General features: G+C 67.8%; 15 protein-coding genes and 1 tRNA gene. 10 read left to right on the forward strand and 6 right to left on the reverse strand.

Annotation, left to right across the window (positions count from 1 at the left end; translation table 11 throughout):
- Positions 1 to 138: 138 nt before the first annotated feature.
- From BW981_RS21495 to BW981_RS21530, 8 genes are all read left to right on the forward strand, one after another.
- A complete protein-coding gene (locus BW981_RS21495; RefSeq protein ID WP_244560415.1) occupies positions 139 to 1,644 on the forward strand; it encodes a chemotaxis protein CheA in 1,506 nt (501 codons plus the stop codon).
- Positions 1,644 to 2,114 carry a chemotaxis protein CheW gene (locus BW981_RS21500; RefSeq protein ID WP_076442952.1) on the forward strand — a complete coding sequence of 157 codons (471 nt, stop codon included), beginning with the start codon at positions 1,644 to 1,646 and terminating at the stop codon, positions 2,112 to 2,114. Before BW981_RS21495 ends, BW981_RS21500 begins: the two co-directional genes overlap by 1 nt.
- Before the next feature lie 29 nt (positions 2,115 to 2,143).
- A complete protein-coding gene (locus tag BW981_RS21505; RefSeq protein ID WP_076442954.1) occupies positions 2,144 to 4,210 on the forward strand; it encodes a HAMP domain-containing methyl-accepting chemotaxis protein in 2,067 nt (688 codons plus the stop codon).
- Between the two features lie 93 nt (positions 4,211 to 4,303).
- A complete protein-coding gene (locus tag BW981_RS21510) occupies positions 4,304 to 6,472 on the forward strand; it encodes a HAMP domain-containing methyl-accepting chemotaxis protein (protein ID WP_076442956.1) in 2,169 nt (722 codons plus the stop codon).
- Between the two features lie 80 nt (positions 6,473 to 6,552).
- Positions 6,553 to 7,029, forward strand: a complete 477-nt coding sequence (locus BW981_RS21515) for a chemotaxis protein CheW (RefSeq protein WP_076442958.1) — start codon at positions 6,553 to 6,555, stop codon at positions 7,027 to 7,029.
- Positions 7,026 to 7,937 (forward strand): CheR family methyltransferase, encoded by a 912-nt coding sequence (locus BW981_RS21520; RefSeq protein WP_083712559.1) that lies wholly within the window; start codon positions 7,026 to 7,028, stop codon positions 7,935 to 7,937. Before BW981_RS21515 ends, BW981_RS21520 begins: the two co-directional genes overlap by 4 nt.
- Positions 7,934 to 9,025, forward strand: a complete 1,092-nt coding sequence (locus BW981_RS21525; RefSeq protein WP_076442960.1) for a protein-glutamate methylesterase/protein-glutamine glutaminase — start codon at positions 7,934 to 7,936, stop codon at positions 9,023 to 9,025. Before BW981_RS21520 ends, BW981_RS21525 begins: the two co-directional genes overlap by 4 nt.
- 24 nt (positions 9,026 to 9,049) lie before the next feature.
- Complete coding sequence (locus tag BW981_RS21530; RefSeq protein WP_139333891.1) at positions 9,050 to 10,801, forward strand: hypothetical protein; 1,752 nt, start codon at positions 9,050 to 9,052, stop codon at positions 10,799 to 10,801.
- A 123-nt stretch (positions 10,802 to 10,924) separates the two neighbouring features.
- Here BW981_RS21530 and BW981_RS21535 read toward each other — a convergent pair whose 3' ends face one another.
- The 5 genes from BW981_RS21535 to BW981_RS21555 all read right to left on the reverse strand — a co-directional run bounded on the left by BW981_RS21535 (position 10,925) and on the right by BW981_RS21555 (position 15,235).
- Complete coding sequence (locus BW981_RS21535; RefSeq protein ID WP_076442964.1) at positions 10,925 to 11,977, reverse strand: ArsO family NAD(P)H-dependent flavin-containing monooxygenase; 1,053 nt, start codon at positions 11,975 to 11,977, stop codon at positions 10,925 to 10,927.
- Between the two features lie 49 nt (positions 11,978 to 12,026).
- Entirely contained in the window at positions 12,027 to 13,331 is a 1,305-nt protein-coding gene (locus BW981_RS21540) for an arsenic transporter (protein ID WP_076442966.1), read from the reverse strand.
- A 73-nt stretch (positions 13,332 to 13,404) separates the two neighbouring features.
- Positions 13,405 to 13,818 (reverse strand): arsenate reductase (glutaredoxin), encoded by a 414-nt coding sequence (gene arsC / locus BW981_RS21545; RefSeq protein WP_076442968.1) that lies wholly within the window; start codon positions 13,816 to 13,818, stop codon positions 13,405 to 13,407.
- Positions 13,815 to 14,708: a metalloregulator ArsR/SmtB family transcription factor gene (locus BW981_RS21550; RefSeq protein ID WP_076442970.1), complete on the reverse strand. Its 894-nt coding sequence runs from the start codon at positions 14,706 to 14,708 to the stop codon at positions 13,815 to 13,817. Before BW981_RS21550 ends, arsC begins: the two co-directional genes overlap by 4 nt.
- Positions 14,705 to 15,235, reverse strand: coding sequence for an arsenate reductase ArsC (locus tag BW981_RS21555; protein ID WP_076442972.1), 531 nt, complete (start codon positions 15,233 to 15,235; stop codon positions 14,705 to 14,707). The genes BW981_RS21550 and BW981_RS21555 overlap by 4 nt, the downstream gene beginning before the upstream one ends.
- Positions 15,236 to 15,315: 80 nt before the next feature.
- Between BW981_RS21555 and BW981_RS21560 the strand changes: the two genes are divergently transcribed.
- Together BW981_RS21560 and arsJ are read left to right on the forward strand one after the other, a co-directional pair.
- Positions 15,316 to 16,413 (forward strand): ArsJ-associated glyceraldehyde-3-phosphate dehydrogenase, encoded by a 1,098-nt coding sequence (locus tag BW981_RS21560; RefSeq protein ID WP_244560416.1) that lies wholly within the window; start codon positions 15,316 to 15,318, stop codon positions 16,411 to 16,413.
- 4 nt (positions 16,414 to 16,417) lie between these two features.
- Positions 16,418 to 17,647 carry an organoarsenical effux MFS transporter ArsJ gene (gene arsJ, locus BW981_RS21565; RefSeq protein WP_244560417.1) on the forward strand — a complete coding sequence of 410 codons (1,230 nt, stop codon included), beginning with the start codon at positions 16,418 to 16,420 and terminating at the stop codon, positions 17,645 to 17,647.
- A gap of 241 nt (positions 17,648 to 17,888) precedes the next feature.
- On the opposite strand, the gene BW981_RS21575 is transcribed toward arsJ, so the two are convergent.
- Positions 17,889 to 17,965: transfer RNA gene (locus BW981_RS21575), tRNA-Met, on the reverse strand.
- Positions 17,966 to 17,979: the final 14 nt, after the last annotated feature.

Raw genomic sequence — 17,979 nt, forward strand, 5'->3', positions numbered from 1 at the left:
AACGACCGCTGTTCCATCGCAATCCGCCCCGTGCGCCGAGGGGAGATGGAATCATAAAATCAGCAAGCGCGGTAGGTTCTTGCGGGTGTCCAGCTGCGTGATCTGGGCCCCTGCGAGGTCGTCGCCGATCTCGGGGACGTGCCGGATCTGGCCGCGCTCGATCCCGAGCACTGCTTCATCCGCTGGAACGTCAGGCTGAACGCCCCCTGCCCGCGCGAGGCGATCGAGGACGTGTTCATGTTCGTCTCCGACGAGATGACGCTCACCATCGCGCCGCTGCAGGGGGCGCCCGTCAGTGAGGGTCCCCCGGCCCCGGTGCCGGCGGCTGAGGCGGCGGCCGTCGTCTCCGCCCCCAAGACCCCGGCTCCGGCTCCGGCCCCGAAGGCTCCGGCCCCGGCGGTCAGGCCCGCCGCGAGCGAGGCGTCCGCCGACAAGGCCGAGCCCGCCCGCCGCACCGACGACAAGGGCTCCACCGTGCGCGTCCAGGCCGAGCGCCTCGACGAGCTGATGGACCGCGTCGGCGAGCTCGTCATCGCCCAGGCCAGGCTCTCCCAGCTCGCCCATGTTAGCAACGACCTGGCGATCAAGGCGATCGCCGAGGAGGTCGAGCGCCTGGCCTCGGGCCTGCGCGACACCACCATGGGCGTGCGCATGGTGCCGATGGGCACCCTCTTCGCCCGCTTCCGCCGCCTCGTCCACGATCTCTCCCGCGATCTTGCCAAGCCGGTCGAGTTCGTCACGGTCGGCGAGGACACCGAGATGGACAAGACCATGATCGAGCGCCTCGCCGATCCGCTGGTCCACCTGATCCGCAACGCCATCGACCACGGCATCGAGAACGCCGAGGCCCGCGCCGCCGCCGGCAAGCCCGCCACCGGCCGCATCGAGCTCTCGGCCCGCTATGTCGGCGCCCAGGTCCTGGTCTCCGTGCAGGACGATGGCGGCGGCCTCGACACCGCCCGGATCCGCGCCAAGGCCGAGGAGAACGGGCTCATCCAGCCCGGCGCCGCCCTGTCCGAGCACGAGATCCACCAGTTCCTGTTCCACCCCGGATTCTCGACCGCCAAGACCATCTCCGCCCTGTCCGGCCGCGGCGTCGGCATGGACGTGGTCAAGCGCACCATCGAGGCGATGCGCGGCTCGATCGACCTCACCACGGTGCAAGGCCTCGGCTCCTCGGTGACGCTGCGCCTGCCGCTCACCCTCGCCATCATCGATGGGCTCCTCATCCGCGTCGGCGAGGGCCGCTACATCATCCCGCTCTCGGCGGTCGAGGAATGCCTCGAGCTCACCCCGGCCGATGAGAACCGCTCGCGCGGGCGCAGCTTCCTCAGCGTGCGCGGCGAACTCGTGCCCTTCCTGCGGCTGCGCGAGCAGTTCGACGCGGCAGGCGAGCCCGACCCGCACCAGAAGGTCATCATCATCTCGACCGGCGAGATGCGGGTCGGCCTCGTCGCCGACCAGATCATCGGCAGCCACCAGACCGTGATCAAGTCGCTGTCGAAGCTGCATGCCGACGTCACGATGTTCTCGGGCGCCACCATCCTCGGCGACGGCTCGGCCGCGCTCATCCTCGACGTCGCCCAGCTCGTCGGCCTCGGCCAGAGCCGCGCCGACACAGACAAGACGATGGAGGCCGCGTGATGAGCGACACCGCAACCCTCAGCCGGACCGCCGCCGCGCACCAGCCGATCCAGGCCCTGATGATCGCCATCGGCTCCGAGATCTTTGCGATCGAGACCGCCATGGTCCGCGAGATCATCGACCCGGTGCCGCTCACCCGCGTCGCCGGCGCCAAACCCCACCTGCCCGGCCTCATCAATGTCCGCGGCAACATCATCCCGCTCGCCGACCTGCACGAACGCTTCGGCATGCCGGCGGGCCACACCACTCCCGATACACGCATCGTCGTCATCGAGGTCGAGATCGACGAAGACCCCGTCACCCTCGGCATCATCGCCGACAAGGTGCACGAGGTTTCCGAAGTCTCCCGCGCCAACGCACAGCAAACACCACGCATCGGCATGAACTGGAAACCCGAATACATCCAGCTCATCACCAAGTGGAACGACGAATTCATCATCGTACCCAATATCGCAGCAATTCTCGGTTAACAGGCTAGACCGACCAAAGGGGGCTTACCATGCGCTTTACCATCAAGACCAAGCTCGGATTGGCATTCGGCGTCATCATTATTCTCTTCGCCGCGGCCGGTTATCTCTCCATCAGCAGCCTCTCCAGTTCCAACGACCGTATGCAGGCCTTCGCGAACAAACCGTTCCAGCAGGTCCAGCGCGCGATGCAGATCGAGAGCATCGGCATCGATTCGGCGCGGATGCTGGCTCGCGCCATGGTGGAGCCCACGACAGCGGCACGGTTGAAGCTGCAGAGCGACTTCAAGGCCAACGACGCCCGCATGCAGGGGCTGATCAAGGACTACTCGGCTCAAACGGCTCCCGAAGATATGGACCGCGTCCGAAAGCTCGAAGCCGCCTGGACCCAACTCGCTGCCGCGACGTTCAGTGCCCTCGATCATGCGGTTCAAAACACCTCCAATACAGCGAGCGGACTGGCCACGGCCGAGGCTCGCAAGCTGGCGATGGGGTTCAACGAGAAGATCGACGCGCTCCAGGGTGGCGGGGATCTGGGCGAGCCCTCAAGAGCGCTCGCTGCCAAAATCGAACTCGCGGCAGCCAATCTGCGCCGCGACATGTTCGCCATCATCGTCGAGACGGACGACGAGAGCCTGAAACGCGATGTGTCGGCCTTTGAGCAGCGCATGAAGACCCTGACGGCCGACATCGCTCAGCTCGGCACTCTGACCGCCGGTACGAGTTCAGCAGCCGGTGCCAACGCTGTGGCTACCGCCTTCAGCGCTTGGGAGCCGGTGTTGCGGAAGACGATGGAACTTGGCGCCGCCAACAGGGATGCAAAGGCCCTTGCGATCTATGTCGGGCCTTTCACCCAAGCCCGGACGGCTTTGAACACCGAAGTCGCGAGACTGAAGGCCTCCGAGACGGAAATTGCCTCGGGCTTCGTCAAGCAGACGGAAGCCGCCTATGATTCGACCCGCACCCTGCTGCTCAGCCTTGTCGCTGCCGCGCTTCTCGTCAGCGTCGGCATGGCGCTGTGGATGGCGCTGTCGATCTCGAAGGGTCTGTCCGGCGCTCTCGGCGTCGCCAACAGCATCGCCGCCGGCGACCTGACGAAGGACGTCGCCATCTCGGGCCGCGACGAGATCACCGATCTGCAGCGCGCCTTCCAGACGATGGTCGAGAAGCTGCGCGAGGTCGTCGGCCAGGTCACCTCCGCCGCCGAGAACATGTCCTCGGGCTCGCAGGAGCTTTCCGCCAGCGCCGAGCAGCTCTCGCAGGGCTCGACCGAGCAGGCCTCCTCCACCGAAGAGGCCTCGGCCTCGATGGAGGAGATGGCCGCGAACGTGAAGCAGAACGCCGAGAACGCCGCCACCACCGAGAAGATGGCCAGCCAGTCGGCGCAGGATGCCGAGGCCTCGGGCATTGCCGTCGGCAAGGCGGTCGACGCGATGCAGACCATCGCCCAGAAGATCAACATCGTGCAGGAGATCGCCCGCCAGACCGACCTGCTGGCACTCAACGCGGCCGTCGAGGCGGCCCGCGCCGGGGAACACGGCCGCGGCTTCGCGGTCGTCGCCTCGGAGGTGCGCAAGCTCGCCGAGCGCAGCCAGGCCGCGGCGGCCGAGATCGGCACGCTCTCGGTCGAGACCGTGAAGGTCGCGCAGGAAGCCGGCTCGATGCTGTCCCGCCTTGTCCCCGACATCAAGAAGACCGCCGAGCTGGTCGAGGAGATCTCCGCCGCCTGCCGCGAGCAGGATGTCGGCTCCGGCCAGATCAACCAGGCGATCCAGCAGCTCGACAAGGTCACCCAGCAGAACGCCGCCGCCTCCGAGGAGGTCTCCGCCACCTCCGAGGAACTCGCATCCCAGGCCGAGCAGCTGCAGAGCACCATCGCCTTCTTCAAGACGAACGGGGCAGGGGCGGCGACCGACCGCGCCGTCGGCCAGCTCAAGGCTCAGGCCGCGAAGATGAAGGCGGCCAGCGCGCCCAAGACGGCCCGTGCGGCCAAGCCTGCCGGCACGAGGTCCCAGCCCAAGGCGGCAGGCGGCGGCTTCGCCTTCGACCTCGATGGCGGCCATGACGACCAGGACGGCGATTTCCGCCGAGCCTCCTGACGAAACAATCGCGCTGCCGTCCGTGGGGGAGCGGCAGCGCGATTGACCCGACCATCCCAGATCCCACTGTTTTGCCAGCTTGAGGGGCCCCCAATGCGTATGACGATCAAGACCAAGCTTATCGGCGGCTTCGGTGCCGTTCTTCTTCTCGCAGCCGTTACGGGCGGCGTCGGTTATGTGAAGCTGAACGCAGCCGACGAGGCGATGACTTTCGTCGCCAGCCGCTCGGATGTGCAGAGCCTCGTGCTCAACGCCAAGGCGCAGGCTCTGCGCGGCGTCTCCAACGTCAGGGCGATGGTGATCTCGACTGATTCCACGCAGATGGAGGAATTCGCCAAACGCGCCGCGGGCAACCGCGCCGACACGCTGGAGGGCCTCGAGAAGACGCGCCCCTATGTGACCAGCGAGGAGGGCAAGAAGCTGCTCGCCGACCTGGTCAAAGCTTATGAGAAGCAGAAGACGCTGGGCGAAAAAGTCCAGGAGTTCACGCGGATGAACTCCAGCGCCTCGGCGATCAACGAACTCAACAAGGTGACGCGTCCGGCGCTCACCCTGGTACGCAGCAGCCTGGCTGATCTCGAGCAGCGCGCTGCCACGCAGAACGACGATTTCGGCAAAGCCGTTTCCCAGCTTTCAGTCGCCGTGGAACACAGCTGGGGTCAGATTCAGGGTGCCACATCGGCATCGAGCCTCGCCATGCTCGAGGAAAGAACCGCATCTGCCAAGGAGACCCGCACCAAGCTCGGCCTGGCGGTCGACCGGGTGATCAGCCTCGCGAACGCGGCGGGGATCCAGACCAGCGAATTTAACAGCCGGGTTCAGAAGTGGCTGGCATCCTATGATCTCGCTCTGGGCACCAACGCCGGCGGCGGCAGCATCAAGGCCCAGGAGCTGGCGTCCGGCGATTTTGCGAATGCCAGCACCGCGGCCAACGCAGCCTTCGACGCCCTGGCTCAGTTCCAGGCTCGGCGCATGACGGAAACGGTCTCGGACGCCAATCGCACCTCGTCCGAAGCCCGCATGACGCTGATCGCGGTCGTCGCCATCGCGCTGCTGCTCGGCATCGGCATCGCCATCTGGCTCGCCGTGTCGATCGCCAATGGCCTTGGGCGGGCGGTCGGACTGGCCACCGCCGTGGCCGAGGGCGACCTGTCCCAGACCGTCGCCATCACCACGAAGGACGAAATCGCCGATCTGGTCACTGCCATGAACACGATGACGCAGAACCTGAGCGCGACCGCGGCCATCGCCACCGCGATCTCCAAGGGCGACCTCACTATCGAGGCCAAGCGTCTCTCCGACAAGGATACGCTCGGCATCGCGCTCGAGACCATGCTCGCGAAGCTGCGCGAAGTCGTCGGGCAGGTGAACACCGCCGCCGAAAACATGTCCTCGGGCTCGCAGGAGCTTTCCGCCAGCGCCGAGCAGCTTTCGCAGGGCTCGACCGAGCAGGCCTCCTCCACCGAAGAGGCCTCGGCCTCGATGGAGGAGATGGCCGCGAACGTGAAGCAGAACGCCGAGAACGCCAGCCAGACCGAGCAGATCGCGGCCCGCTCGGCCAAGGATGCGGAAGCCTCCGGCGTTGCGGTCGGGAAGGCGGTCGAGGCGATGCAGATCATCGCCCAGAAGATCAACATCGTGCAGGAGATCGCCCGCCAGACCGACCTGCTGGCGCTCAACGCGGCCGTCGAGGCGGCCCGTGCCGGCGAGCACGGCAAGGGTTTCGCGGTCGTCGCCTCGGAAGTCCGCAAGCTGGCCGAGCGCAGCCAGGCGGCCGCGACCGAGATCGGAGCGTTGTCTTCGGACACGGTGAAGGTCGCGCAGGAGGCCGGCGGCATGCTGGCGAAGCTCGTGCCCGACATCAAGAAGACCGCCGAGCTGGTCGAGGAGATCACCGCCGCCTGCCGCGAGCAGGATGTCGGCTCCGGCCAGATCAACCAGGCGATCCAGCAGCTCGACAAGGTCACCCAGCAGAATGCAGCCGCCTCCGAGGAGGTCTCCGCCACCTCCGAGGAACTCGCCTCCCAGGCCGAGCAGCTGCAGAGCACCATCGCCTTCTTCAAGCTCGACGACACAGGCACCACCGCCGCGGTCGGCCAGCTCAAGGCCCAGGCGGCGAAGATGAAGGCGGCGAGCGCGCCAAAGGCGGCCCGTGCGGCCAAGCCCGCCGGTACGAAGCCCAGAGCGGCGGGCGGCGGCTTCGCCTTCGAACTCGATGGCGGCCATGACGAACAGGATGGCGAATTCCGCCGCGCCTCCTGAAAACAACCGGGCGCTGCGCTTCGGCGGAGCGCCCGGGCCCGCTGGACATTCCTTCGACACTTGCTTTTCAGGAGGCTGCCTTGGCCCAGAGCGCGCAATACCTCACCCTCGGCATCGACGGGGAACTCTTCGGCATCGACATCGCTCATGTGCGGGAGATCCTCGACATGCGGCCGATCTCGAAGCTGCCCCATGCGCCCGACTTCCTGCTCGGCATGATCGACGTGCGCGGCACCGGCTTCCCGATCGTCGACCTGCGCACCAAGCTCGGCCTGCCCCGCGTGCCCGCGACGGAGGCCACCCGCATCATCATCCTCGACGTGCCGCTCTCGGGCCGCACCATGGGCGTCGGCTTCGTCGCTGACCGCGTCTTCGAGGTCACCGGGCTCGACACCGCCGAAACCGAAGCCGCTCCCGATGTCGGCGGACGCTGGCGCTCGAACTACATCGCCGGCATCGGCCGCAAGGGCGAGGCCTTCGTCATCGTGCTCGATCTCGGGCGGTTCATGGCCGACACGCAGGTGCCCGGCGCTGCCCCTGCGGATGTGGCCGCATGAGCGTCTCGGCAAAGGTCGCGCAGAAGGGCGCTGCGATGAGCGATCACCTGGAAGACAAGCATTTTGCAGCGATCGCGAGCCTGGTCGAGCGCGATGCCGGCATCAAGCTTCCGCAGACCAAGCGGACCATGGTCGAGGGTCGGCTGCGCAAGCGCGTCCGCGCGAACGATCTTGTCGACCTTGCCGAATACGGCCGTTTCCTTTTCGAGCGGGGCGGTCTCGAGAAGGAATACGTCCACCTCATCGATTGCGTCAGCACCAACAAGACCGACTTCTTCCGCGAGCCGAGCCACTTCGACTTCCTGACGCAGCAGGCCGTGCCGGCGCTGCGCAAGCTGCAGGGCGGACGACAGACCAAGCTGAAGATCTGGAGCTCCGCCTGCTCGATCGGCGCGGAAGCCTATACCATCGCCATGGTGCTGCAGGAGCTGGCGAGCAGCGGGCGCGATGGCGGCGGGCTGAGCTTCTCCATTCTCGGCACCGACATCTCCACGCAGGTTCTCGCCACCGCGCGGGCCGCGATCTACCCGGCCTCCTTCATCGAGCCCGTGCCGGCCGCGCTGCAGCAGCGTTACGTGATGCGAGCCAGGAGCGCCGCTCAGGAAACGGTGAGGATCGTGCCCGAACTGCGCCGCAGGACGGCCTTCGAGCATCTCAACCTGATGGACGAGCGCTACCCTTTCGACCGCGACATCGACGTCATCTTCTGTCGCAACGTGCTGATCTATTTCGATCGTCCGACCCAGGCGGCAGTTCTTTCACGCCTGACCAGCCATCTGCGGCCCGGCGGCTATCTGCTGCTCGGCCATTCGGAGTCGATGGCGGGCGCCGGTATCCCTGGACTGCGCTCGGTCGCACCGACGATCTACCAGGCGGATCCCGCCGGCTTCAGAAGGAATGCGGCATGACGCGCAAGCCGATCCGGGTCTTGATCGTGGACGATTCCGCATCCGTGCGGCAGGTGCTGAGCTCCATCCTCTCGCAGACGCCCGGCATCGAGGTGATGGGCACGGCGGGGGATGTTTACGCGGCGACGCGGCGCATGCAGAACGAACTGCCGGACGTGATGATCCTCGACATCGAGATGCCCGGCATGGACGGCCTGACCTTCCTGCGCAAGATCATGGCGCAGCGGCCGATCCCGGTGATCATCTGCTCGACGTTGACCGGGCAAGGATCGCCCGCGCTTTTCGAGGCGCTGGAAAGCGGTGCCGTCGAGGTGCTGGCCAAGCCGCGGGTCGATACCCGCAACGCCCTGATGGAGACCGGCGAGCAGCTGCGCCACGCCGTCCAGGCCGCGGCGCAGGCCAAGCTCAGGCCCCGGACGGCCCGGCCGACGATGCAGGTCGAGCGCAAGCTCACCGCCGACGTCATCATGCCGCCGCCCATCGTGGGGCGCCAGCTCGCCCGCACGGAGCGCATCGTCTGCATCGGCATCTCGACCGGCGGCACCGAAACGCTGCGCGAGGTGCTGGAGACGATGCCGGCGCACTGCCCCGGCATCGCGATCGTGCAGCACATGCCGGAAAAGTTCACCGCCGCCTTCGCCCGCCGGCTCAACGGCATCTGCGCGATGGAGATCAAGGAAGCGGAAGACGGCGACGAACTGGCCACCGGCCGCGTGCTGATTGCCCCCGGGAACCGGCACATGCTCCTGCAGCGCGCCGGCCAGCATTACCGCGTCGCGATCAAGGACGGGCCGCCGGTCTCCCGCCACCGCCCCTCGGTCGACGTGCTGTTTCGTTCGGCGGCTCAATACGCTGGTAATAACGCGCTGGGTATCATCATGACCGGGATGGGCGACGACGGCGCGCGGGGACTGCTGGAGATGCGCAAGGCCGGCGCCCGCACACTGGCGCAGGACGAGGAGAGCTCCGTGGTGTTCGGCATGCCCAAGGAGGCGATCGATCTCGGCGCCGCCGAGCGCGTGGTCGGACTGTCCCGTGTCGCCCAAGAGATTATGGCCTGGCCTCAAGCGGCCCTGCCGGCCGCCTGAGGAACTGCGATGCGTGAGGATGGCATGAACGGCTCTGCCTTGACCGGCCCCGGTTTCTCCGAAGCAAGGCTGATCGCCTCGCTGGAGGAGCAGGCGCACTCGGTCGACGTCACCTTCGCGGCCGCGGGCCGCGATCTCGGCGAAGGCCTGAGCCTGTTCGACGCGCTGAAGGAACGGCTGACGGCCCTCTCCGGCCAGCTTTCGGGCCAAGGCATCGCGGCCGCAGGCGCAACCTTCCGGCGCCTCGCCGAGGGTCTGCGCCCGCTCCGCCAGACCCTTTCCGACGAGACCGCGGCGCTGGTCGACATCGCCACCCATTCCACCGCGGCCGGACGGACTCTGGAGAAGCTCGTCGAGCACATCCGGCTGATCACCATCCTGGCGCGCTCGGCCCGCATCGAATCGATCTCGATCCAGGGCGTGGGCCGCGATTTCGGCGATTTCGCCAACGAGATCGTCGAGCTGACGACGCAAGCCAAGGCCACCATCGAGACCTGCGCCAGGGACCATTCCCGGATGAGCGGTCTGCTCACCGCGGCGCTCGCCTCCCAGCGCGAATTCGAGACGCGCTACGGCCCCGCCCTCTGGGCGCTGGCCGACAAGCTCCTCGTCACCATCGCCGAGGTCGAGAGCCGGCAGCGGCGCGGCGTCGAGCTCGCGAGCGAGGCCGCCACCCGCTCCGGCACCATCGCGATGGCGGCCGGCATGGCCATCGTCGCCATGCAGTCGGGCGACAGCGTGCGCCAGCGGCTCGAACACGCCATCGCCGGCCTGCGCCTGGCCGCCTCGCTCGATGAAGGCCCCGCCACCGGCCTTGCCGACGAGTCGCGGGATGCCGCGCGCCGCCTGCTGTTCGCGCTCGAATCGGCGCAGCTCGAAGCCACGGCCGAGACCCTGGCGCAGGATACCCAGGCGATCGAGCAGAACCTGCTCGTGCTGCGCAATGACACGGGCGAGCTGGTCGATCTCGTCATGTCGCTCTACGGCACAGGCGGCGCCGAGACCGGCTCCTTCATGGCCGAGCTCGGCGGCGACCTCGCCCAGGCCTCCGCCCTTCTCGCCAAATGCAACAGCGCGCGGGCCGGCGTCGACCAGGTCGCCAAGGCGCTGGGGAACCTGCTCGACATCTGCCAGCAGACAGTCGATGCGCTGGCGACCACCGTCTCGAACATCGTGTTGATCGGCACCAATGCGGGGCTGAGGGCGGCGCGTGTCGGCAGCAACGGCCGCAGCCTCGTGGTCATCGCCCAGGAGCTCAAATTCGCCGCCGATCTGGTCGCCCGGGACTCCCGGACGCTGCCGCCGAGCTTCGAGCAGATGCAGAAAGCCTCAGCCGAGCTCAAGCGCGAGGGCAGGCTCGACGCCACCCATTTCAACGCTTTCGACCGCGAGATGGGCGAGGCGCTGGCCGTCATGAAGGAGATCTCGGGGAAACTGGCGAGCGAACTGGAACGCCTGACGCGGGAGGGTACCGCCTTCGGCAGGGTCGTCGACCAGGCCCGCCTCGGCTTCTCGGGCGTCGGTGCCTCCGCCGACGCGCTGGCCGCCGCCGGCGATGCCATCGCCGGCATGGGCGAGCCTGTGCCCCCCGCCGATCCCGCAAGCGAGACCGCCGCCCGCGACTGGGTCACCGCCCAGACCTACCACCGCTATACGATGACGGCCGAGCGAACGATCCACAGCCGCATCGTTGGCGCCACCGAAGCGGGAGGTGCCATGCCGGCGCAGCCGCAGCCGCAGCCGGCTGAGGACGATCTCGACGCGCTGCTGTTCTGATGAAGTCGGCCGAAGGGACTGAGGCACGCGGGAAAGCCGGTCTCGCCAAGCGACGCCATCCTCTGCAAGGAGATCGCACTTAGTATGTGATTGCCTGCGGTTTCGTCGGCACGAAGGTTGTCGTTATGCCAAGGCTTCGCCAATCTCCGCCACGGTCGACCGGGCGTTGCGCATGACGCCGATCAGGGTTGCGGAGGCCGCCCCGGTCCAGTCTCCATAGCCGACGAGCCAGAGCCCCGGCTCATCGATCGACCGCGTGTCGCTCGTCGCGACGCGGCCATCCTCCCCGACCACGCCGAGCGGCGCCAGATGCGACAAAGCGGGCCGAAAGCCGGTGCACCAGATCACGGCATCGACGGTCGAGCGCACGCCGTCGGCCCAGACGACGCCGTCCTCGGTAAAGCGGACGAAGGGCGCGACCGCGTGCAGCACGCCACGCTCGCGCGCCGCCTTGACGGGAGGCACCATCACGACATCGCCGAAGCCTCCAACGGGCTGGTCGATCGTGCGGCCCTCCTGGGCCGCCCGCCAGCGCGCCGTCGCCCGCTCGAACAGGACGCGGCCATCGACATCGTCCGGCAGGAAGGCAGGCGGCGTCGCCGTCACCCAGGTGATGTCGGCCACCAGCGACAGCTCGGCCAGGATCTGAGCCCCGGAATTGCCGCCGCCGACCACGAGAACGCGCTTGCCGGAGAAATCAGCCGGGCTGCGGTATTGCGCCGAATGGATCTGGCGCCCGGTGAACAGGTCCTGATCCGGATAGTTCGGCCGGAACGGATGCCGCCAGGTTCCCGTCGCGCTGATCACGGCGCGGGCGCGGCGGGTGCCGGCGCTGGTCGCGACGGAGAAGCCCTCGGTGCGGCGCTCGACGCCCGTGACCTCGACCGGCCGCTCGACGGCGAGGTCGTAGCGCGCCTCGTAGCGGGCGAGATAATCGATCACCGCATCGCGATCAGGATATCCGTCGGGGCTTGCCGGCATCGGCCAGCCCGGCAGCGAGCTCCATTGCGCCGGCGAGAACAGCCGCAGCGAATCCCAGGCATGCAGCCAGGCGCCGCCAGGCTTTTCCTCGCCATCGAGAATGGTGAAGCGAAGCCCCGCCCGCTTCAGAAAATAGCCGCAGGCGAGTCCGGCCTGGCCGCCGCCGATGACCACCACGTCCCGTGGATCGTCCATGCCGGCTCTCCTCCGCGACGCTGGTCTGGCGCCAACGATCCACCCGTCTTCATGACACCACCGGCAGCCAGAGCCAAAGCGCGACCAGCGTGACGAGCAGCACCGGTGGCGTGATGACCAGCCCGACCTTCATGTACTGGCCCCAGCCAATGGTCTGGCCCTTGCCGGCGAGGACATGCAGCCAGAGCAGGGTCGCAAGCGAGCCGATCGGCGTGAATTTCGGGCCGAGATCGTTGCCGATGACATTGGCGTAGATCATCAGCTCCTTCGTCAGCGGGTCGACAGCGGCCCGGTCGATCGCCAGCGCGCCGACGAGCGTCGCCGGCATGTTGTTCATCACCGAGGCCAGCCCGGCGACGACGAAGCCGGTGCCGATGGTGGCCACGAAGCTGCCCTGGGCGGCGAGCCAGACGAGGATGCCGGCGGCGATGTCGGTTAGCCCCGCATTCCCGAGCCCGTAAACGACGAGATACATCCCGACCGAGAACAGCACGATCTGCCAGGGCGCCCCGCGCAGAACCTTCGGCACGGAAATAACGGCACCCTTGCCGCCCGCAAACCAGCGTCCGGCGATCGCCATCAGCAGCAGCGCGGCCGCCCCCGTCACGAAGGCGATCGGGATGCCGAGCGGGGCCGTGGCGAAATAGGCGACGAGCAGAATGGCGAGCAGCGGGAAGGCGGCGCGGAAGACGGCCCTGTCGCGGATCGCGGCGGCCGGCGCTTCCAGTTCCGCGACCGCATAGGCCGGCGGGATGTCGCGCCCGAACCAGAGCCAGAGCACCAGCAGCGTCGCGGCGAGCGACGCCAGGTCGACCGGCACCATCACCGCCGCATAGCGCGCAAAGGAAATGCCGAAGAAGTTCGCCGTGACGATGTTGACGAGGTTTGAGATCACCAGCGGCAGCGAGGTCGTGTCGGCGACGAAGCCGCAGGCGATGATGAAGGCCATGGCGCCGGCGGGCGGAAAATTCAGCCGCAGCAGGATGGCGAGAACGATCGGGGTCAAGAGCAACGCCGCACCGTCATTGGCGAAGAAGGCGGCGATGACCGCACCCAGCAGGATCACCAGCGGAAGCAGCCTCCGGCCGTTGCCACCGCCCCAGCGGGCGACGTGCAGCGCCGCCCAGGCGAAGAAACCGGCCTCGTCGAGAATGAGCGAGATGACGATGAGGCCGACGAAGGTGAAGGTCGCGTCCCAGACGATGTGCCAGACCGTCCCGAGATCGGCCCAGCCGACCACGCCCGCCAGGAGAGCGACGGCCGCGCCGCCGAGCGCCGACCAGCCGATACCCAGCCCGCGCGGCTGCCAGATGACGAGGACGAGCGTGGCCACGAAGATGGCGAGAGCGAGCATGACGATATCCGAGGTTATGTCCCGTGCCGGGCCGCATCTGTTGTGGCAGCGGGGCGGGAACGGATGGGGCGGCTCAGCGGGGCGCGGTGGGCCAGGTGACGACCTCGCCATCCTCCTTGGTGAAACGCGGGACCGGGCTTTCGAGCAGGTCCAGCACGCGCTCGGAGGGGCGGCAGAGCCGTGTGCCCTTCGAGGCGACCACGATCGGGCGGTTGATCAGGATCGGGTGCGCCATCATCGCGTCGAGCAGGGCATCGTCGCCCAGCGCCGGATCGCCGAGGCCGAGTTCGGCATAGGGCGTGCCCTTCTCGCGGAGGATGTCGCGGGGCCGCGCCCCCATCGCCGCGAGCAGCCCTACCAGCGTCTCCCGAGTCGGCGGGGTCTTCAGATACTCGATGACGATGGGCTCCTCGCCTGAGGCCCGGATCATCGCCAGGACGTTGCGCGAGGTGCCGCAGGCGGGGTTGTGATAGATCGTGACGGTCACGCCGCCCGTTCCAGCGTCATCGGCGTCGCGCCATCCATCCGGCCGATCGCCGCCAGCACGGGAGCGAGTTCGCCCGCCGACATCTGTTCGAAAGGCAGGTTGACGAAGGCGGTCGCCCGCGCCGTCAGATGACGGTAGCTCTGGAGGAAGGCCGCGCGCTGGGCGGCGGCTGGGCCGGCTGCGGAGGCCGGATCGTCCAGGCCCCAATGGGCGCGCAGCGGTGCGCCCGGAAAGACCGGGCATTGCGCCTCCGCCGCGCTGTCGCAGACGGTGATGACCAGGTCGAGGTCGGGGGCTTCGATCCCGAGGAACTCGTCCCAGGATTTCGAGCGCATCGCTGAGACGTCGTATCCGAGTTCCTCCAGCAGCCCGAGTGCTGCCGGGTGAGGCGCCTCCTGCGGGCGACTGCCGGCCGAGAAGGCCTCGATCCGTCCCAGGCTCTCCCGGTTGAGAATGGCCTCGGCCATGATGGAGCGGGCCGAGTTGCCGGTGCAGACCACGAGGACCCGCAGCGGCCGCTCGCTCGTGACGGGCTCGCGCCGTGCCGGGACCGTCACCGCCGCGGGCGGGCAGGCGATCGGGCCCTGGGTACAGCAGGACTCCGTCAGGTACGCCAGCAGGGCATCCGCTGGGCCTGGCTGGGCTGCGAAGATGATGTGGCGCCCCTCGCGCCGCGAGGCCAGCAGGCCGACCTGTTCCAGCGCCGCGAGATGGGCCGAGAGGGTGTTGTGCGCGACGGCGAGCAGCCGGCCGATATCGCCCGCCGCCAGCCCATGCGGCCGGTAGCGCATCAGGAGCCGGAAGATCTCGAGCCGCGTCGGCTGGGCGAGCGCAGCCAGGAGCGCGACCGCCTCCGCCGATTCCAGCCTTGCCCCCGGCCCCTGTCTCACGCGGCGTCATCCCTCTGCAATGGATCGGCGCGCGACGTGTCCTTGCCGATCGCGTCCAGCCGGTGCTGCAGAGCCATGCCCTTCAGCGTCGCCAGAGGCAAGCTCGCGAAGAGCGAGATCCGGTTGTTCAGCATGCGGTAGGCATCGGCGAAGGCGAGCGCCTTCTGGACATCGTCGCCTTCATGGGCCGCCGGATCGGGCAGGGTCCAGAGTGCCGTCACGGGATCGCCCGGCCAGGCCGGCGGAACGGCATTGGCCGCGGTCTCCGAGAGCGTGAAGACAAAATCAAGTTCTGGCGCGTTTGGCCCGGCAAACTCGTCCCAGCTCTTGGGCCGCAGGCCCGCGAGGTCGTGATTGAGGGACTTCAGCAGCCTGACGACGAAGGGGTTGACCTCGGAACGGGGCTGCGAGCCGGCGCTGTAGACGCTGAACTTGCCCGCCATGCGGCGCATGATCGCCTCCGCCATGATCGAGCGCGCGTGGTTGCCCTTGCAGACGAAAAGCACAGCGAGAGGAGCGGTCGCCATGGCATCGACCCAATCATGTCGGTTTCGGGTGACATGACCGTCCGCTCAAAACATGTCGGAGTCAACCGACATATTGACATATGTCCTTCATCCAGGTGATGCAGCCTGGCAACGACGGACAGGGGGCACGGATCATGCGGGTCGGCATCAACGGCATGGGGCGGATCGGGCGGCTGGCGCTGCGGGCGGCTTTTGGAGCGGCCGACCGGCAAGGCGACGATCCGCGGGCCGGCAACCGGCTCGACATCGTCCACCTAAACGAGCTGAAGGGCGGCGCGGCCGTGACCGCCCATCTGCTCCAATTCGACAGCATGCAGGGGCGCTGGCGCGGCGGCATCGTCAGCACCGGCGAGGACGCGATCACGATCGGCGAGCGCCGGCTTGGTTTCTCGGCCGCAGGCGAGCCGGGCGACATCCCCTGGGGCGATCTCGGCGTCGATGTCGTGCTCGAATGCACCGGCAAGTTCCTGACGCCGGCAACGCTGGAGGGGCATTTGAAGCGCGGCGCCAAGCGCGTCATCGTCGCCGCCCCGGTGAAGGACGCCTCGGTCCTCAACGTCGTCGTCGGCGTCAACGAGCATCTCTACGATCCGGCCTCGCACCCGATCGTCACCGCCGCCTCCTGCACCACCAACTGCCTCGCCCCCGTGGTGAAGGTCGTGCACGAGAATCTGCGCATCCGCCACGGCCAGATCACCACGATCCATGACCCGACCAACACCAATGTCGTGGTCGACGCGCCCCACAAGGATCTGCGCCGCGCCCGCTCGGCCATGCTCTCGCTGCAGCCGACGACCACCGGGAGCGCGACCGCGATCGCGCTGATCTATCCCGAACTGAAGGGCAAGCTCGACGGGCATGCCGTGCGCGCGCCCGTCCTCAACGCCTCGCTGACCGACTGCGTCTTCGAACTCGAGCGGCCGACCACGGCCGCCGCAGTCAACGCGCTGTTCGAGGCGGCGGCGCGCGGGCCGCTCGCAGGCATCCTCGGCTTCGAGCCGCGCCCGCTGGTCTCGATCGACTATCAGCGCGACACGCGCTCGAGCATCGTCGACGGACTCTCGACACTGGTCACCGACGGCACGATGCTGAAGGTCTACGCCTGGTACGACAACGAGATGGGCTATGCCTGCCGCATGGTCGATCTCGCCTGCCATCTCGAACAGGTCGGGATCTGATCGGGTGACGGAGGGAACGCGCAACTACGCCATCGTCACCGCCGCCTATTGGGGTTTCACCCTGACCGACGGCGCGCTGCGCATGCTCGTGCTGCTGCATTTCTTCCGGCTGGGCTATTCGCCCTTCACCCTCGCCTTCCTGTTTCTGCTCTATGAGGCGGCCGGGGTCGTCGCCAATCTGATCGGTGGCTGGCTCGCCGCCCGCTACGGCATCACCCGCATGCTCGCGGTGGGTCTCGGCACGCAGATCGTGGGCTTCCTGCTGCTGTCTTGCCTGTCGCCGGGCTGGACCGCCGCAGCCTCCGTCGCCTGGGTGGTGATGGCGCAAGGGGTCTGCGGCGTCGCCAAGGATTTGACCAAGACGGCCTCGAAATCGGCGATCAAGGTCGCCGAGGCCGCGGCGCGCAGCGAAGACTCCGAGGGACGGCTGTTCCGCTGGGTCGCCTGGTTCACCGGTTCCAAGAACGCGATGAAGGGCGTCGGCTTCTTCCTGGGCGGGCTGCTGCTGGAGGCTCTCGGCTTCCGCGGCGCGCTCTGGGCGATGGCCACGATGCTTGGGCTGATCCTGCTCGGCGTGCTGACCGCGCTGCCGGCAATGATGGGCAAGGCCAAGGCGAGCAAGAGCGCGCGCGAGCTCTTCGCCAAGAACCGCGGGGTCAACCTGCTGGCGCTGGCGCGTGTCGCGCTGTTCGGGGCTCGCGACGTCTGGTTCGTCGTCGGGGTTCCGGTGTTTCTCTACGCCTCGGGCTGGACCTTCACGATGGTCGGCACCTTCCTGGCGCTCTGGACGATCGGCTACGGCATCGTCCAGGCGGCGGCGCCGGCGTTCATCGCCCGCAGCCCAGACGGGCTGTCGTCGGAGGTGCCCGCTGCGCGGCTCTGGTCGGCGGCGCTGGCAGCGATCGCCTTCGCCATCGCGGCGCTGCTGGCGAGCGGCTCCGGCCTGCGACCCGATCTCGTCCTCGTCGCGGGACTGGGCCTGTTCGGCTTCGCCTTCGCGGTCAATTCCTCGCTCCACTCCTATCTGATCCTGGCCTATGCCGGCTCGGAGAAGGCAGCCGAGGATGTCGGCTTTTACTACGCCGCCAATGCGCTGGGGCGGTTCAGCGGCACGCTGCTGTCAGGCCTGCTCTACCAGGCGGGCGGGCTGACGGCCTGTCTGCTGGGCTCCGGCCTGATGCTGGTCCTGTGCTGTGCCGCCACGCTGGCCCTGCCAGAACGATCTACCGGTTAGCAGTTCGCGACGCCCGCCTCGTGTTCCTTCAGGATGCTGATGATCTGCTCTTCGGAAAAGCGACTGCGCTTCATGCTCTGGTCCTCGGGGTGGGCCAGAGCGAACTTCAAACTGGATTAGGCCGCAGGGGCAACGTCAGCAGCGTCTCGCTTGTTCTCCACGGCAACCTGGCGCGGATCAGCGATCAGCTCCGGACAAACGAAAGCCCCAGATCCTGGGGATCTGGGGCTTTCGTTCTCAGTGGTTGCGGGGGCCAGATTTGAACTGACGACCTTCAGGTTATGAGCCTGACGAGCTACCGGGCTGCTCCACCCCGCGTCAACGTTTTTGGC

This window comes from Allobosea sp. TND4EK4 (genome assembly GCF_900156025.1).
Lineage (GTDB): Bacteria > Pseudomonadota > Alphaproteobacteria > Rhizobiales > Beijerinckiaceae > Allobosea.

Excerpts from the sequence above, each read along its gene's own strand:
- BW981_RS21525 (WP_076442960.1), top strand. The coding sequence starts at position 7,934 with ATGACGCGCAAGCCGATCCGGGTCTTGATCGTGGACGATTCCGCATCC.
- BW981_RS21530 (WP_139333891.1), top strand. The coding sequence starts at position 9,050 with ATGAACGGCTCTGCCTTGACCGGCCCCGGTTTCTCCGAAGCAAGGCTG.
- BW981_RS21555 (WP_076442972.1), bottom strand. The coding sequence starts at position 15,235 with ATGGCGACCGCTCCTCTCGCTGTGCTTTTCGTCTGCAAGGGCAACCAC.
- BW981_RS21505 (WP_076442954.1), top strand. The coding sequence starts at position 2,144 with ATGCGCTTTACCATCAAGACCAAGCTCGGATTGGCATTCGGCGTCATC.
- BW981_RS21535 (WP_076442964.1), bottom strand. The coding sequence starts at position 11,977 with ATGGACGATCCACGGGACGTGGTGGTCATCGGCGGCGGCCAGGCCGGA.
- BW981_RS21510 (WP_076442956.1), top strand. The coding sequence starts at position 4,304 with ATGCGTATGACGATCAAGACCAAGCTTATCGGCGGCTTCGGTGCCGTT.
- BW981_RS21520 (WP_083712559.1), top strand. The coding sequence starts at position 7,026 with ATGAGCGTCTCGGCAAAGGTCGCGCAGAAGGGCGCTGCGATGAGCGAT.
- BW981_RS21540 (WP_076442966.1), bottom strand. The coding sequence starts at position 13,331 with ATGCTCGCTCTCGCCATCTTCGTGGCCACGCTCGTCCTCGTCATCTGG.
- BW981_RS21500 (WP_076442952.1), top strand. The coding sequence starts at position 1,644 with ATGAGCGACACCGCAACCCTCAGCCGGACCGCCGCCGCGCACCAGCCG.
- BW981_RS21560 (WP_244560416.1), top strand. The coding sequence starts at position 15,316 with ATGTCCTTCATCCAGGTGATGCAGCCTGGCAACGACGGACAGGGGGCA.